Origin of the sequence: Pseudomonas sp. RG1, assembly GCF_025910115.1 — a bacterium.
In the GTDB taxonomy this organism is placed as follows: domain Bacteria; phylum Pseudomonadota; class Gammaproteobacteria; order Pseudomonadales; family Pseudomonadaceae; genus Aquipseudomonas; species Aquipseudomonas atacamensis.
Genome location: NZ_JAPCIK010000003.1, coordinates 57,792 through 74,281, shown reverse-complemented (window position 1 = coordinate 74,281; position 16,490 = coordinate 57,792). Strand labels below are relative to the sequence as shown.

The 16,490-nt window shown below is 61.8% G+C and carries 15 protein-coding genes; 7 read left to right on the top strand and 8 right to left on the bottom strand.

Going from position 1 to position 16,490, the window contains the following annotated elements:
• Positions 1–12 precede the first annotated feature (12 nt).
• Together OK411_RS04245 and OK411_RS04240 are read right to left on the bottom strand one after the other, a co-directional pair.
• Positions 13–762, bottom strand: coding sequence for a methyltransferase domain-containing protein (locus OK411_RS04245; protein ID WP_264364471.1), 750 nt, complete (start codon positions 760–762; stop codon positions 13–15).
• Complete coding sequence (locus tag OK411_RS04240; RefSeq protein ID WP_016771852.1) at positions 762–1,064, bottom strand: MazG-like family protein; 303 nt, start codon at positions 1,062–1,064, stop codon at positions 762–764. The genes OK411_RS04245 and OK411_RS04240 overlap by 1 nt, the downstream gene beginning before the upstream one ends.
• A gap of 245 nt (positions 1,065–1,309) precedes the next feature.
• Here OK411_RS04240 and OK411_RS04235 point away from each other — a divergent pair, with 245 nt between their 5' ends.
• A complete protein-coding gene (locus tag OK411_RS04235) occupies positions 1,310–1,603 on the top strand; it encodes a hypothetical protein (RefSeq protein WP_016771853.1) in 294 nt (97 codons plus the stop codon).
• Positions 1,604–1,749: 146 nt separating this feature from the next.
• Complete coding sequence (locus tag OK411_RS04230) at positions 1,750–3,099, top strand: MATE family efflux transporter (RefSeq protein ID WP_207809461.1); 1,350 nt, start codon at positions 1,750–1,752, stop codon at positions 3,097–3,099.
• Positions 3,100–3,108: 9 nt separating this feature from the next.
• Here OK411_RS04230 and OK411_RS04225 read toward each other — a convergent pair whose 3' ends face one another.
• From OK411_RS04225 to OK411_RS04200, 6 genes are all read right to left on the bottom strand, one after another.
• A complete protein-coding gene (locus OK411_RS04225; RefSeq protein WP_264364470.1) occupies positions 3,109–3,900 on the bottom strand; it encodes a DUF4123 domain-containing protein in 792 nt (263 codons plus the stop codon).
• Positions 3,897–5,243, bottom strand: coding sequence for a type VI secretion system Vgr family protein (locus OK411_RS04220; RefSeq protein WP_264364469.1), 1,347 nt, complete (start codon positions 5,241–5,243; stop codon positions 3,897–3,899). The genes OK411_RS04225 and OK411_RS04220 overlap by 4 nt, the downstream gene beginning before the upstream one ends.
• 233 nt (positions 5,244–5,476) lie before the next feature.
• Positions 5,477–7,390 carry an arginine decarboxylase gene (gene speA / locus OK411_RS04215; protein ID WP_016771856.1) on the bottom strand — a complete coding sequence of 638 codons (1,914 nt, stop codon included), beginning with the start codon at positions 7,388–7,390 and terminating at the stop codon, positions 5,477–5,479.
• Between the two features lie 220 nt (positions 7,391–7,610).
• Entirely contained in the window at positions 7,611–7,982 is a 372-nt protein-coding gene (locus OK411_RS04210) for a translation initiation factor Sui1 (protein WP_007914613.1), read from the bottom strand.
• Positions 7,983–8,168: 186 nt separating this feature from the next.
• Positions 8,169–8,726, bottom strand: coding sequence for an NUDIX hydrolase (locus tag OK411_RS04205; RefSeq protein WP_122610406.1), 558 nt, complete (start codon positions 8,724–8,726; stop codon positions 8,169–8,171).
• A gap of 3 nt (positions 8,727–8,729) precedes the next feature.
• Entirely contained in the window at positions 8,730–9,797 is a 1,068-nt protein-coding gene (locus tag OK411_RS04200) for a DUF2333 family protein (protein ID WP_016771859.1), read from the bottom strand.
• Between the two features lie 415 nt (positions 9,798–10,212).
• Here OK411_RS04200 and gcbA point away from each other — a divergent pair, with 415 nt between their 5' ends.
• The 5 genes from gcbA to accC all read left to right on the top strand — a co-directional run bounded on the left by gcbA (position 10,213) and on the right by accC (position 16,432).
• Positions 10,213–11,883 carry a diguanylate cyclase GcbA gene (gene gcbA / locus OK411_RS04195; protein WP_016771860.1) on the top strand — a complete coding sequence of 557 codons (1,671 nt, stop codon included), beginning with the start codon at positions 10,213–10,215 and terminating at the stop codon, positions 11,881–11,883.
• Positions 11,884–11,934: 51 nt separating this feature from the next.
• Entirely contained in the window at positions 11,935–13,881 is a 1,947-nt protein-coding gene (locus OK411_RS04190; protein ID WP_024011425.1) for a methyl-accepting chemotaxis protein, read from the top strand.
• 239 nt (positions 13,882–14,120) lie between these two features.
• The gene (gene aroQ / locus OK411_RS04185) at positions 14,121–14,576 is read left to right on the top strand and encodes a type II 3-dehydroquinate dehydratase (protein WP_016771861.1); all 456 of its coding nucleotides are present in this window, start codon (positions 14,121–14,123) and stop codon (positions 14,574–14,576) included.
• Between the two features lie 24 nt (positions 14,577–14,600).
• Positions 14,601–15,059, top strand: a complete 459-nt coding sequence (accB, locus tag OK411_RS04180) for an acetyl-CoA carboxylase biotin carboxyl carrier protein (RefSeq protein WP_016771862.1) — start codon at positions 14,601–14,603, stop codon at positions 15,057–15,059.
• A 17-nt stretch (positions 15,060–15,076) separates the two neighbouring features.
• Entirely contained in the window at positions 15,077–16,432 is a 1,356-nt protein-coding gene (accC, locus tag OK411_RS04175; protein ID WP_024011424.1) for an acetyl-CoA carboxylase biotin carboxylase subunit, read from the top strand.
• Positions 16,433–16,490 lie beyond the last annotated feature (58 nt).

The following is a 16,490-nucleotide window of genomic DNA, read 5'->3' as shown; positions in this document are numbered from 1 at the left end:
GTCGCGCTCCGCTCAGATCGGCCGGCAGATCCAGTGCAAGTAACGCCCAAGCCCGGCGAAGCCTGGGTGACGACGGTGCGCGAGTTCCATTTCCAGCAAATCCGCCAGTTCGGCGCGGGCCTGGAATTCCACCGGCATGTAATCGTGAAATACCCGTACGCCGCTCTGACTTTCGACCTGCCACATACCGGCGAGTTGCGTTGCCAATTCCCGTGGGTCGAGAGGCTGCTGCGGAGTCAGGCTCTGCTTCTCGCCGGCCATGACGTTCTTGCGCATTTTCTTGAAATGGCCCTTGAGCAGATTGCGATAAATCAGCGCATCACGGTTGTAGAACGCCAGCGACAGCCAGCCACCAGGCTTGGTCAATTGATGCAACACCGGCAGGATGGCGTGGGGCTCGGAGAGCCATTCCAGCACGGCGTGGCAGATCACCAGATCGTAGGGCTCGGTGAGCTGACCGGGCAGTTCCTGCCACGGCGCCTGAATGAACGTAGCGGTGTGTCCGGCTTCGGCAAAACGCTGGCGCGCACCCTCGAGCATCGGTTCGGCCGGCTCGGTGAAGGTGACGTCATGGCCGCGCTCGGCCAGCCACAGCGACATATGCCCCAGGCCCCCGCCGATATCCAGCACGCGCAGCGGACGTTCCGGCAAGGCCTCGCTCAGATCGGCCTGCAACACGGCGAGGCGAATCGCGCCTTTGGCACCGCCATATATTTTTTCGGCGAAGCGCGTGGCCAACTGATCGAAATGACGGTCGCTCATCAGCTGAACCGCCGTTCGCTGTCGGCGAGCTTGGCGCGCACCACTTCATTCATGTCCAGACCCAGTTCGCTGCACAGCAGCAACAGATACAGAACGATATCGCCGACTTCCTGCCCGGCATGCGCGAGTTTGTCCGCCGGTAACTGGCGTGACTGGTCTTCCGTCAGCCACTGGAAGATTTCCACCAGCTCGGCCATTTCGACGCTGGCGGCCATGGCGAGGTTTTTCGGGCTGTGAAATTGCCGCCAGTCATTGCGGTCGCGAATGGCGTGCAGGCGTTCGGTCAGTTCTACAAGGTTCATCGGGCTCTCCTGAAGACGCATAGCTTCGGGGGGATGCGGGCTGAAGGCAAGCAGCGCAGATGATCAATTGTGGGGGCGAGCCTGCTCGCGAAGGCGGTGGATCATCCAGACCGGATTTGCCTGACACGCCGCCTTCGCGAGCAAGCTCGCTCCCACACATTATCCGGGCAAACCTTCTATCATGCAGGGAACTCGGCCGCCCTCGGCGTGGCCCAAGGCTCAGCTCTTTCATCAGGGATGCACACATGCGTGTAGAAAGCTTTTTCGAATGGCTCGGCCAGGCACTCGGTTCGGTCATCCGCTTTATCGTCGATGGCCTCAGCGGCCTGTTCAATATGCTCAGCAATGCCGGCAGCAACTTTGTCGACGGCCTGGCGCAAACGCTGGGGATGGACACCTCGATCATCAGCATCATCGCGCTGATCGTTGGCCTGATGCTGCTGTGGTCGGCGATCCGGGCGTTCATGAACGCGTCGATCATTGCCGGGATCATCTGGTTGCTGCTGGGGTTGTGGTTGTTGAGCTGGATCATCCATTAACACCACCGCCACCCTGTGGGAGCGAGCCTGCTCGCGAATGGCCGGCACAGCCGAAATCTTCACGGTCGGTCAGTCTTCGCGAGCAGGCTCGCTCCCACATTGAATGGCATGACTCGCTACAATCCCCGCTCCCCCAAGGAGCCTGCATGTCCTCTCTGATTACCGACTGGCGCGACCGCCCGACTCACCGCAAGGTCTGGGCGCTCGCCGCGCCGATGATTCTTTCCAATATCTCCGTGCCGCTGGTGGCGCTGGTCGACAGCACTGTCATCGGTCACTTGCCCCATGCCCATCAATTGGGCGCGGTGGCGGTCGGCGCCAGTCTGTACACCTTTCTCGCCTGGGCGATGGGTTTTCTGCGCATGGGCACCACCGGTTTTGCCGCGCAGGCTGCCGGGCGCAGCGATGGCGCGGCGTTGCGGCAGATTCTCTTGCAGGGCCTGCTGCTGGCGATGGGGCTGGCCGTCGTGCTCGGCACTCTTGGCGTACCGCTCAGTGGCGTTGCCCTGCACTTCATGCAACCGTCGGCTGAACTGGATCAGCTGACCCGGGAGTTTTTCCACACGCGTCTGTTTGGCTTGCCCGCAGCGCTGGCGACGTATGCGCTGGTCGGCTGGTTCCTCGGCACGCAGAACGCGCGGGCGCCGCTGGCGATTCTGCTGAGCACCAACCTGATCAACATTGTGCTCAATCTGTGGTTTGTCATCGGCCTTGACTGGGGCGTGGTCGGCTCGGCGCGCGCTTCGGTAATCGCCGAATGGAGCGGCGCCCTGCTCGGCCTGTGGCTGACGCGCACGGCGTTGCGCGCCTATCCGGGGCAGATCATCTGGTCGGCGCTGAAAGTCTGGCAGAGCTGGCGGCCGCTGCTGGCAGTCAACCGTGACATTTTCATCCGCAGCCTCGCCCTGCAATCGGTGTTTTTCCTGATCACCGTGCAAGGCGCGCGGCTCGGCGATGCGACCGTAGCGGCCAACGCGCTGCTGCTCAACGGCTTGCTGCTGACAGCCCATGCACTGGACGGACTGGCGCATGCCGTTGAAGCCTTGTGCGGCCATGCCATCGGCGCGCGGGATCGCCTGGCATTGCGTCGATCGCTGGTGGTGGCCGGCGGCTGGTCGCTGATCGCCAGCGTCGGATTCGCTGTGCTGTTTCTGCTCGCCGGGCACCTGTTCATCGAGATGCAGACCGACATTCAGAGCGTGCGCGACACCGCATTCGTCTACCTGCCCTACCTCGCCGTGCTGCCGCTGATTGCGGTGTGGAGTTACCTGCTCGACGGCCTGTTCATCGGCGCCACCCGCGCGCGGGAAATGCGCAACGGCATGCTGCTTACAGTGTTGCTGCTCCTGCCATTCGCCTGGTTCTTGCAAGCGCTGGGCAATCACGGCCTGTGGATATCTTTTCTGCTGTTCATGGTCTTGCGCAGCGTGACCCTTGGCGCGCAAGCCTTGTGGCTCAAGCGCAGCGATGGCTGGTTCAGCGGCAAGGCTCACTGATCAGAAAAGTCAGTCCGCCGCGCCCCACTGCCGACGCAGAAAGTCGAGCCGTTCCGGTTGGGTCAGTCCGGCCGGCGGCACAACCAGCACGGCGCGCGGATTGAGCAGGCGCAGCCACAGCCAGCCATCCAGCACGGCACGGTCACTGAAACCCAGCGCCAGACCTTGTTGCACATGCACAGCAATCGTCTGGTAATCAACCCTCAGAGACTGGCACCAGCGCCAGATGTGCTGCTCCAGCAGGCAGGTTTGCAGGCGTTCGCGCTGGCGCCGGGTCAGGCTTTCTTCGATGCCCAAAGGTTCGACGAGCAGACCGGGATTGCGCAGCTGTTGCCAGCCCTGACTGCCGATGGCGCGGTCCGCCCAGGTACCACCAAACCAGCGCAACTGGCGAACCGGCCCGAGCCAGCGACTCAGCTGCGTGGCGTCACAGGCGTCGAAGAAATAACTGGCGGTCTGGCGGTTGTAATAGCTGAGCAAGGCCCGATGATTCAAACCGAACGAGACGGTGAGCATGCGCTGCAAGTGGCTGAGCAGCTGCTGCGCCGGTATTTCGCAGCTCAGCAACAGGCCGCGCCAGGTGTCCGGGTCGCGCAGGCACAGGGCGGTCAATGCCGGGCTCTCGCGCAAATCGACGAGGACCGGACCGTGCTCACTGACCGGCTGAAATTCGGTGCCGTCGAACAACCGGTGCCGCTGCACATCGGCAAAGCCCTGGCGCAAGGTCAGCAAGGCGCGTGCCGCGTCCGGGGTATCGAGCAACAGCCATTGCGCCATGGGCTCAAGCGCCGCGCCGCTCATCGTGCGCTGCTCTGATCGAGCGCGGTGAGCAGCCGGCAACTGCATACGGACTCGGCGCAGTGGTTGAAGCTGCCACCGCCCGGCATCAGGCACAGCAACAGCAACGGCTCGCCAGACTGCAACAGTTGCTGCAACCCATCGCTCACCAGCAGTTCTGGGAGCGATACCGGTTCATCGTCCTCGACCGCAGCCTCTGGCAACACCGAGGGCTGGAGCACGCCACTGACCACCGGCTGATCGGGATCGCCTTCGAGGAAACTCACCACCACCTCCACGCCATCGGCGAGTGCCGCCGAGGGCAGCTCGTTCAGGTCAGGCGCGAGGGGCAGCCAGCAATGGCTCGGCGCTGCGCCTTCGCCCTGGTAGAGCCAGTCGAATTGCACCGCCACCGGCCGCGCGCGATCCGGCTGCGGCTCATCGACGCTGACCACCCAGGCACGCTGCAAGCTGTGCATGCGCTGCTTGGACTTCGCAGCCGCGGGCGCACAGACGGGTACCCGCGCGGCCGCGAACAGGCGATTGCAATAGGGCGATTCGAGAGACTGATCGGCCCGATGCTCGATGCGGGCCAGCAGCCATGGGCGGTTGCATTCGAGGAAAGGATGGCCGTCCAGCGGCAACCACTGACCACTGCGCAAGGCCGGCAGATCGCTGTGGCCTTCGGCATCGGGGCCTCGCTGGCTGGCCTGCGAGTCTTCGCGCAGTCGCCATTGGCGGACGGCTGGAGCGACGCCATGCTGGTCATGCTCGCCCCGATAGTGCGCGACGTCTGCATGGGGCATCCGCGTCGGATCGTCGCCGAACACCAGGCAGTGCCTGTCGCGGTGATGTTCGAAGTAGTAGTGAATGCGCGCCTCTGCGCACAGGCGCTGGAGCAGTTGCAGATCGGATTCGTAGTATTGCGTGCAGAAGGTGCGGGCCGGGTAGTCGCTGTGCAACTCGTAACGTCGTTGCAGGCCGACGATGCCATGTTCGCGCAGCACCTGTTCGATGATCTGCGGCACGCAGCGGCCGCTGAAGATGCGCTGGCTCAAACGCAGGTCGAGGCAGTCGAGCCTCGGCCCGAGACGTACTCGGCACAAACGCAAGCCATGGCCGTGCTCGTGCTGGACAAGGCTGTGCAATTGCCCGTGCACACCCTGGTCGGGCGCGCCGAAACACAGGAACGCGGAACGGTGCAGCAGGCCGGCGAGATCCAGATGCGGATCGTCGATCACCACATCGATCTCGAAGGCGAAGGGTTCGCTGAGCGCTTCCCTTCCGGTAAAGGCGAGAACTTCGAAGGGGTCGGACAGGCCCGCTACATCGAGACGAAACGACGGCTCGTTGACTGGATCGAACATGGGCGGATCTCTACAGGAGGGGCGGCCGGGGATTCTCGCCGAGAGGCATGGCCGAGTAGAGAGGCGAAGTACAACTTAGGAAATGACCTACGCGAAAAGCAGACCAGATGAGTTTGCTGACCGTGATAGCACAGGTTTTCGGGAAAAAATCAGGAGATGTCCCACCGGGTTGTCCGAATTTTCCACAGCTTGCGGAAAAAAATCGGACAACCCGGGCGGAACGCTATCGGGTCTCAGGAAGACAGATAGGAGGAGCGAGTCAGGCCCAGACGCAAGGCATCGAGGAACTGCGTGCGCTCGCTGGCACTGATGCGGGCACTGGCGCACTTGTCGCGGTAGTGGGTCATCAGTTCTTCCGGCGACAAGTGCACATAACGCAGCATGTCTTCGATGGTGTCGTGGGTCTCGATACCGGCGTGGTACACGCTGCCATCGGCGTTCTGGTAGATGTTCACCGAGTCGGTGTCACCGAACAGGTTGTGCATGTCACCGAGGATTTCCTGATAGGCGCCGACCAGGAACACGCCCAGCAGGTAATCTTCGCCTTCATTCAACGCGTGCACCGGCAGGCTGGTTTCGATGCTCTGCTCGTCGACGTACTGGTTGATCTTGCCGTCGGAGTCGCAGGTCAGATCCTGCAGCACCGCACGGCGCAGCGGCTCTTCGTCGAGGCGATGCAGCGGGATGATCGGCAACACCTGATCGATCGCCCAGGTGTCCGGCAGGCTCTGGAACACCGAGAAGTTGCAGATGTACTTGTCGGCCAGCTTGTCGTTGAGTTCGTCGAGCACCTGGCGGTGCGAACGCTGACGCGCTTTCAGCGAGTTGTGCAGGCGACGGCACACGGCGAAGTAGCACTGCTCGGCCAGGGCTTTTTCCGCCAGGGTCAGCTTGCCGTCGGCGTACTGCGCGGCGACGTCGCTCATGTAGTGGGTGGCGCGCCAGTAGGTTTCGGTGACCATTTCGATGTCGGTCGGGCCGAGCAGATCGACCAGCCACTGCACGGTTTCCGGCAGGCTTTCCTTGTTCTCGATCAGCGGGATTTCGTCGTTGTGTTTCTCGACGTCGGTGACCTGCACCACCAGCATTGCGTGGTGCGCCGTCAGCGAACGACCACTCTCGGAGAAAATGTGCGGATGCGGCAGGCTCTGCGCGTCGCAGAATTCCTTGAGCATGCCGACCACGACACCGGCGTAGTCGTCCATGTCGTAGTTGATCGAACTGGCGTTGCGCGAGTGGGTACCGTCGTAGTCGACACCGAGGCCGCCGCCGACGTCGATGTGATCGACCGGCAGACCGAGGTTGCGCAATTCGCCGTAGTAACGGATCGCTTCCTTGAAGCCGTGCTGGTAGTCAGCGAGGTTGGCGATCTGCGAACCCATGTGGAAGTGCAGCAGGCGGATGCCCTGATCCAGGCCGGCGCCACGGAAACGCTCGACCACCGACAGCAGCTGTGCCGCCGACAGACCGAATTTGGATTTCTCGCCACCGGTGTCCGCCCATTTCGACGAGGCCAGCGACGACAGGCGCACGCGCAGACCCACCTGCGGCTTGACCTTCAGCGAGGCGGCTTCTTCGATCACCAGGCCGACTTCGGATTCTTTCTCGATAACGATGAACACGTTATGGCCGAGCTTCTGGCCCATCAGCGCCAGCCGGATGAACTCGCGGTCCTTGTAACCGTTGCAGACGATGGTGCCGCCCTTCGGCGCCAGCGCCAGCACGGCCAGCAGCTCAGGCTTGGAGCCGGCTTCCAGACCGATGGAAACGTTCTGGGTGGCGATGATGTTCTCGATCACCGCTTCCTGCTGGTTGACCTTGATCGGGTACAGCGCAGTGTATTTGCTCTGGTATTCCAGGCGCTCGATGTTCGAATCGAAAGCACCGGTCAACTGACGGACACGGTCTTGCAGGATGTCGGGGAACCGCACCAGCAGCGGCAAGGACAAACCGCTCTTGCGCAGTTGGTCGACTTGTTCGAACAGATCGATAGGCGAGCTGCTCGGGCCGTTCGGACGTACTTCGACGCGACCGGCTTCATTGATCGCGAAATACCCGGCCCCCCAATGGCGAATCCCGTAAACGCTGCGGCTGTCCGCAACTGTCCATTGGCTGCCATCGTCTTTACGTGTGCGTCGTACGGACATCGAAGTCCCCTATAAAGAAGTCAGAGTGCGTCGCCTGACGTTCAGGCCGGCGCAGTCTAAAGAATGAAAATGACGGTTCGTCAGTGCGGCGGTAGACCGCACTGACTGCGTGGAGTTTAGAAACCGGTCATGAACAGGCTCTGTGAAAACCATGGCGACGACGCCGGATCCGAGAACACTCGAAGCCGGATCAAGCCGCCGGAGGGTTTCACAGAGGCTGCTAGCCGCCGGATTTCTTCGCTTTGAAACCGTGCTTGATCAGCTCTGCCAAGAGTAGCTCGACGTGATCGCCCTGGATTTCGATGATGCCGTCCTTCAGCGCCCCGCCGGTGCCACAACGTTTCTTCAACGTCGTCGCCAGCTCCTTGAGCGCGTCTTCGGCCAGCGGCACGCCGGTGATGGTGGTCACCGTCTTGCCGCCACGCCCTTTGCTTTCGCGACGCACGCGGGCAATGCCGTCACCGGCCGGGATCACGGTTTGTTTGCAGATACAGGCGTCCACCGGCTTGCTGCATTCCGGGCAATGACGACCTGCGTCGGTGGAAAATACCAGGCCGCCCAGGGCGGCGAAGGATGCGGCTTTCTTGGCCACCGGCAATCCTCTCGGGAGGACAAAGACTGATCGCAACCTTGGGCAAGGTCAGCGACCGCGAAGCCCCACTCAGGCAGGGGCAGCGCTACTGCATCGGCGCTTTTTGGGAAGCATTCGGTGCAGTTTGAAAAGGTCGCGCAGTGTAACGGCAAAAATCGCGATTGCTAAGTGCCAATCGGCGCCAATTCATGTGTTCTTTGCGACGTTGCTTTGCTGCGCCTTGAGATAGCGCTTCAGCGCGGCCAGAGAGTCCGGGCAATAAGGCTTTTCGCTGATTTCGCGCATGACCTGTTCGACGGGGATGAATCGCGCTTCGAGGACTTCTTCCGGCTGCAATTTCAGCGGCCCGTCCCACACGGCGGAAAACGCCGAACACCACAGGCGGTTGCCGGTGTCTTCGAAGTAGAAGTGATCGTGAGCGGTGAGTTCGACGCCGCTGACGCCCAACTCTTCTTCCAGCTCGCGCGCCGCCGACTCGGCATAACTTTCGTCGGCCTGGACCATGCCGCCTGCGGCAACATCCCAGTAACCGGGATAAATCGCCTTGCTCAATGTGCGTCGGTGCACGCACAGCTCACCGGCGGAATTGAACAGCATGATGTAGGTGCCACGGCCGATCAGCCCGCGCTCGCGCAAATCGGAGCGCACCAGCGCCCCGAGCAAATTGTCCTGCTCGTCGACCCAAGCGATCTGTTCGGCGTCCGAGGCGGCGCGATGGGCCGCCTCTCTTGTGCTCTGGCTCACGTATCAGCCCTGATTGAGCAGTTGACGCAAATCGATCACCGCAGCGTTGGCCCGGGAAATGTAGTTGGCCATGACCAGCGAGTGGTTGGCCAATACGCCGAAACCGCTGCCATTGAGGATCATCGGGCTCCACACCGGCTCCTGCGAAGCCTCCAGTTCACGGATGATCTGGCGCACGCTGACGGTGGCGTTCTTCTTTGCCAGCACATCGGCGAAGTCGACTTCGATGGCGCGCAGCAGATGCGACAGCGCCCAGGCCTGACCGCGCGCTTCGTAGAACACGTTGTCGATCTGCATCCACGGGGTTTCCACGACTTCTTCATCAACCTGCGGCACTTCGCCGACTGCCGGAACTTCGGTCTTCAGCGCAGTATTGAGCTTGACCCGACCGACACTGGCCGACAGGCGTTGCGACAACGAGCCGAGACGGGTACCGACATCGCCCAGCCAGTTGTTGAGGTTGTCGGCGCGCGCATAGAACAGCGCGTTTTTCTGATTCGGATCCGACAAGCGCGACTGATAACGGCTCAGGGAGTTGATGCCTTCCTGGTATTCCGACTCGCTGGACGGCAGCACCCAGCTCTTGTTGTCGAAGTTGAAGCGCGGTTCGGCCTTGGCCAGATCGGCGTCTTCGGCCGACTGAGATTGCGAACGGGCGAAGTCTTTGCGCAGGGCGCGGGTCAGGTCACGCACCTGCACCAGCACGCCATATTCCCAGCTCGGCGTGTTGTCCATCCACAGACCCGGCGGGAAACGGTCATTGGAAATGTAACCGCCCGGCTTGTTGAGCAAGGTGCCGGCAACGGTCTTCAGGGTCTCGACCGTGGTGTAGCCGACCACCATTTGCTTGCCTTCTTTCTCGGCAGCGACCTGGGCGTTCTGCGCCACCGGAAACAGCTCCGGTTCCTGGCTCCAGTACCAGCCCAGCGCGATGGTGACCAGCAAATACAGACCGACCACTGTGGCCAGCGCCCGGCTGAACAGCAGCCCGCCGACATAGCTGCGGGTGGCCGACTTGGGCTCGGCGGCACGTTCAGGCGCGCTGCCCGCGCGGTTTTTCCAGTCCAGCATGGCGATATCCTTTCAATCACTTGGGTTCAACGGTTCGACCACAACCATACAACAACGTGCCAAGGCCGGGCACCCGTCGCTAACGATAAGCCGCAAATGGTGCGGCCCGATGACGCTTCGCGACACACTAAGGGATTCCCTGATAGGGCAACGCCAGCAACGCAGTGAACTCTGATCTGGATTCGGCCCGAGCAGCGATGTACAAATTCCCGACTGTTCTGCCCTGCCCTTCAAGGCAAGCGTCCGGATTTCGGGCATCTGACTGACCTGCAAGTGCATGAGAAAACCACCCGGTCAGAAACTGAATCGTGTCGTCCAGCAGATTATTGACGTACGACACTCGTCTAAGGGAAAAGAGGTGCTAGCATAGAGCCACCAGTCGATCTCAGCATGCACCCTAACTAGTAGTCAGGATATGACCGAGCCAGAAGACCCCAGCCGTGAGCGTCTCAAGCACCACTTTGCCCAGCGGGTAATTCATCAGGCACGTCAGATTCTTGAGATATGGCAGCGCCTGCAACGTAGCGAGTGGTCCACCGTCGATCTCGCCGAACTGAGCGAGGCGAATCTGCGTCTGCTGCGTTTTGCCGAGCGTTTCGAACAGCCGGAACACACTCAGTTGGCGCATCACATCAGCCAGTCGCTGCAAGCGGTGGATGCCAACCGTGGGCGCCTCAGCAGCGGCCTGATCACTGATCTGAATCGCTTGATGCAGCGCCTGTCGCGCACCGGCCTGCGCCATGGTGATCAGCTCGACCAGACGTTCCTGCCGCCGCTGCGCAAGCCGATCTACGTAATGTTGCAGGATCACGACCGCGCTGAACGACTGGCCAAGCAACTGGAGTTTTTCGGCTTGAGCGCGCAGGCACTGGACAGCGTGGCCGCGTTTCGCTCGTCGATGGTCGAGCGCTTGCCCGCGGCGATTGTCATGGACGTGGATTTCAGTGGCCCCGGCATCGGCCTGAAACTCGCCGCCGAAGCTCAGGTCGGCCTCGAAGAACCGCTGCCGCTGCTGTTCTTCAGCCTGCACGAAACCGACACTCCGACCCGCCTCGCCGCCGTGCGCGCCGGTGGCCAGGAATTCCTCACCGGCACGCTCGAAGCCTCGAGCTTGCTGGAAAAAATCGAAGTGCTGACCTGCGTCGCTCAGTACGAGCCCTATAAAGTGCTGATCATCGACGACTCGCGCGCCCAGGCCTTGCACACCGAGCGCCTGCTCAACAGCGCCGGGATTGTCACCCGCACCCTGATCGAACCGATTCAGGCAATGGCCGAACTGGCGGATTTCCAGCCGGACCTGATCATCCTCGACATGTACATGCCGGCCTGCACCGGCACCGAGCTGGCCAAAGTCATCCGTCACAACGACCGCTACGTCAGCGTGCCGATCATTTACCTGTCGGCCGAGGATGATCTGGACAAGCAGCTCGACGCCATGAGCGAGGGCGGCGATGACTTCCTGACCAAGCCGATCAAACCGCGACACCTGATCACCACCGTGCGCAACCGCGCCGCGCGGGCGCGCAATCTCAAGGCGCGGATGGTTCGCGACAGCCTCACCGGCCTGTACAACCACACGCACATCCTGCAATTGCTCGAAGACTGCTCGTTCCGCGCCCGCCGCGAGAACAAGCCGCTGAGCTTTGCCATGCTCGATATCGATCACTTCAAACGGGTCAACGACAGCCACGGCCACCCCATGGGCGACCGTGTGATCAAGAGCCTGGCGCTGTTTCTCAAACAGCGTTTGCGCAAGACCGACTTCATCGGTCGTTACGGCGGCGAAGAGTTCGCCATCGTCATGCCCGACACCGATATCGATGCGGCGCACAAAGTCCTCGACGAGATTCGTCAGCGCTTCGCCGAGATTCATTACCCGGCGCAGCCGCAGGATCTGTGGTGCACCTTCAGCGCCGGCGTGGTGGAAATGTGCGATGACTCCGACAGCCTGATGATGGCCAGCCAGGCCGACGAGGCGCTGTACCGCGCCAAAGGTGCCGGACGCAATCGGGTGCAGACCGCGCGACAGTCAAAGCAAAGTGCCACTTTTTCATCAGAATCCACTGATTCGGTCATAACCTTGTAATGGAACCGCAATAAATTCAGGCGCTTACCATTTCTGCCATTGGTAGCCGTCATGCGCCTGAAGTTGCTCACCAATCTCAACACTCTGCTGCTGGTCGCCGTCTGCGTGGCCCTTGGCGCCACGCTGTGGTGGTCGCAAAAAGCCCTCGAACGTCCGTATCTGTTGATGGAGCGTTACCTCGGGCTGTCGCAACAATTTCAGAACGAGGTGGCGCGCAACATCGAGGATTACCTCGCCAGCGGTGACGCGCTGCGCCTGAGCAGCGCCGCCCAGGCCATCGACAGCGTGCACAAACAACTGGGTGAGCTGCCCCCGACGCTGGCCGACGCCGTGCAGCCAAGCCTGTCGAGCCTTGATGAATTCAGCAAAACCGACCTGCTCGCCGCCGGCAAACTGGCCGGCGATCCGCAGGCGCTGCTGTTGCAGGCCGAACGCGAACTCAGCGCCAGCCTCGACCAGCTCAACACCTACGCCAATGGCAACGCCGCCTACCTCGCACCACTGCTCGCCGCATCGCAGCATCTGGGCAAACTGTCGCTGGCGCGGGACAAACTGGTCAGCAGCGGGCGCAGTGAACTGGCTGCCGATGTCGAGCGCGAAGTGAGCAACATGCGCGCCCAGGCCGAAGCCATCGATGCCCTGCCCTTGCTCGGTGTGGTCGCCAGCAACGAATCGAGCAGTGACGATTTCGCCGCGCTGATGGGCATCGAGAACACTGATAAAGCCGCCGCCGAAGATGCCGGTGTCGCCCTCAAACGCGAACTGAACAGCTTGCTTGGCCGCTATCCGGCGGAACTGGCGCGCACCCGCGAGCAGATCCAGAAACGCGCCGACCTCAGCGCCGCCACCCACGACAAAATCGCCAGCGTGCAGCACGCCATCGCCGGCCTCGAACCGGTGGTACGCGCGCAACATGGGCAGATCCAGGGCGAAGTGCGGATGATGCAAGGTGTGATGATCGGCCTGATTCTGCTGATCGCCCTGCTCATCGATACCTTGCAGCGGCGCCTCGCCCGCACCCTGACCAACCTCGCCCCGGCATTGTCGACTTGGGCCGAGGGCGATTTCAGTCGCGACATCCAACTGGGCAAGACCAATCGCGAATTGCACGACATCGAAGCGTCGCTCAATCGCTTGCGCGCCTATCTGGTGGATCTGGTCGGCACCATTCGCGGCAACGCCGAGCAAGTCGCGGGCAGCAGCCGCACCCTTGCGGAACTGAGCAATGACCTGCACAGCGGCGCCGAGCATCAGGCCGGCGATACCGCGCTGATTCGCGACTCGCTGGGTGAACTCGAGGCGACCATTCAGCAAGTGGCCGGCGATGCCCGGCAGGCTGCGGACGCCAGCCGTCATGCCGGACTGGCCGTCGAGCATGGCCAGACGGTGATCGGCCAGAGCCTGACCGGGCTGCATGCGCTGGTCGGTGAAGTTCAAGGCAATGCGCAGATGATCGAACATCTGGCCGAAGAGTCGGCAACCATTGGCGGCGTGCTGACGGTGATTCGTTCGATTGCTGACCAGACCAATCTGCTCGCCCTGAACGCCGCGATCGAGGCGGCCCGCGCCGGGGAGATGGGCCGTGGTTTTGCCGTAGTCGCCGAGGAAGTGCGCTCGCTGGCACAACGCACCGCCGGGGCCACGGCGGAAATCCAGACGCTGATCGCCGGCCTGCAGACCGCCGCGCGGCAATCGGTCGAAGGCATGCGCGCGCAGGTCGAACACGCCGAAGCCACGGCCAGTCAGGCGCAAGCGGCCGACGGTGCACTGGACAAAATTGTCGGCGCGATCCAGACCATCGCCGACACCGCCGTGCGCATCGCCGATGTCACTGCGCAGCAAAGTGGCGCGGTCAGCGAGATCCGCGATCACAGCGAGCGCATTCATCAATTGGGTGGGGATAACCTGCTGCGCATCGGCCAAGGGCGCGAACAGGGCGAGAACCTGTTGATTCTCGGCGGCCAATTGCATACGGCCGTTCAGGCCTTCCGCGTCTGACATACCACCTTCGCGAGCAGGCTCTCCCACATTGGAATGCATACCCCTGTGGGAGCGAGCCTGCTCGCGAAGGCGGCGGCCCTGTCATTACAAGTGACCGGATCCTGATCCTCGGTCACAAATTTCGCGCAAACATCGCCCATCGTGCCGCCTATTGCATGGAACTGGACAGTCACAAAGGCTTTGCGGCATAGTCGCCGGGTTCTGACGACTGCTCATTGATAACAAGGACAACGCAGATGGCAACGCTATTGGTGCTGCACGGCCCCAACCTGAACCTGCTCGGCACCCGGGAACCGGGGACCTACGGGTCGACGACCCTGGCGCAGATCAATCAGGATCTGGAGCGGCGCGCCCGTGAAGCCGGCCATCATCTGCTGCATCTGCAAAGCAACGCCGAGTACGAATTGATCGATCGCATCCACGCTGCGCGCGGTGAAGGCGTGGACTTCATTCTGATCAATCCGGCGGCTTTTACGCACACAAGTGTCGCATTACGTGACGCGCTGCTGGGAGTGAGCATCCCATTCATCGAAGTGCATTTGTCCAACGTGCACAAGCGCGAACCTTTCCGCCATCACTCCTACTTCTCCGATGTAGCGGTAGGAGTGATCTGCGGCCTTGGCGCCAGCGGTTACCGACTGGCCCTGGAGGCCGCACTAGAGCAGCTTGAACACCAAGCTATACGCCCCTGACCGACCCTTGGGAGTTGATGATTCATGGATATCCGTAAAGTTAAGAAACTGATCGAATTGCTGGAAGAGTCCGGCATCGACGAGCTCGAGATCAAGGAAGGCGAAGAGTCCGTACGCATCAGCCGTCACAGCAAGACCCCGGCACAGCAGTACTACGCGCCAGCCCCGATGCAGGCTCCGGCCGCTGCCCCTGCTGCCGCGCCAGTCGCTGCCGCTGCTCCGGCTGCCGCTGCTGCACCCGCGCTGAACGGCACCGTTGCCCGTTCGCCGATGGTCGGCACCTTCTACCGCAAATCTTCGCCAACCTCGCCAGCCTTCGTTGAAGTCGGCCAGACCGTGAAGAAAGGCGACACCCTGTGCATCGTCGAAGCCATGAAGATGATGAACCACATCGAAGCTGAAACCAGCGGTGTGATCGAATCCATCCTCGTCGAAGACGGCCAGCCGGTTGAGTACGACCAACCGCTGTTCACCATCGTTTGAACCGCGGAGAGCCTTTGATGACTGCGAAGTTGGAAAAAGTTCTGATCGCTAACCGCGGTGAGATCGCCCTGCGGATTCTGCGTGCCTGCAAAGAGATGGGCATCAAGACCGTCGCCGTTTACTCCAAGGCCGACAAAGAGCTGATGCACCTGGGTCTGGCAGACGAATCCGTCTGCATCGGCCCGGCGTCCGCCGCTCAGTCTTACCTGCACATTCCGGCCATCATCGCTGCCGCTGAAGTGACCGGCGCTACCGCCATTCACCCAGGCTACGGTTTCCTCGCGGAAAACGCCGATTTTGCCGAGCAGGTCGAGAACTCCGGCTTCGCCTTCATCGGCCCGAAAGCCGACACCATTCGCCTGATGGGCGACAAGGTATCGGCCAAGCACGCGATGATCGAAGCAGGCGTACCGACCGTTCCAGGTTCTGACGGCCCGCTGCCGGAAGACGAAGAAACGGCGCTGCGCATCGGTCGTGAAGTCGGCTACCCGGTGATCATCAAGGCCGCCGGTGGCGGTGGTGGTCGCGGCATGCGCGTGGTGCACAAGGAAGAAGACCTGATCGCCTCGGCGAAACTGACCCGCTCCGAAGCAGGCGCGGCGTTCGGCAACCCGATGGTCTATCTGGAAAAATTCCTCACCAACCCGCGCCACGTCGAAGTGCAGGTACTGTCCGACGGCCAGGGCCACGCCATTCACCTGGGCGACCGCGACTGCTCGCTGCAGCGTCGGCACCAGAAGGTTCTCGAAGAAGCGCCAGCACCGGGCATCGACGAGAAGGCGCGCCAGGAAGTATTGGCTCGCTGCGTCAAGGCATGCATCGACATCGGCTACCGTGGCGCCGGTACTTTCGAGTTCCTCTACGAGAACGGCCGTTTCTACTTCATCGAAATGAACACCCGTGTTCAGGTGGAGCACCCGGTTTCGGAGATGGTCACCGGTATCGACATCGTCAAGGAGATGCTCAGCATCGCCGCTGGCAACAAGCTGTCGTTCACTCAGGATGACGTGGTCATCCGCGGTCACTCGCTGGAGTGCCGGATCAACGCTGAAGATCCGAAGACCTTCATGCCGAGCCCGGGCACGGTCAAGCATTTCCACGCCCCAGGCGGCAACGGCGTTCGCGTCGATTCGCACCTGTACAGCGGTTATGCCGTGCCACCGAACTACGACTCGCTGATCGGCAAGCTGATCACTTACGGCGCAACCCGCGACGAAGCCATGGCACGCATGCGCAATGCCCTGGACGAAATCGTGGTCGACGGGATCAAGACCAACATCCCGCTGCACCGTGACCTGGTTCGTGACGAAGGCTTCTGCAAGGGCGGTGTGAACATTCACTACCTCGAGCACAAGCTGGCCAAACAGTCGTAAGGCTGAAGCGGCATGAAAAACCCGATCCCTGCGGATCGGGTTTTTTTATGCCTGCAAC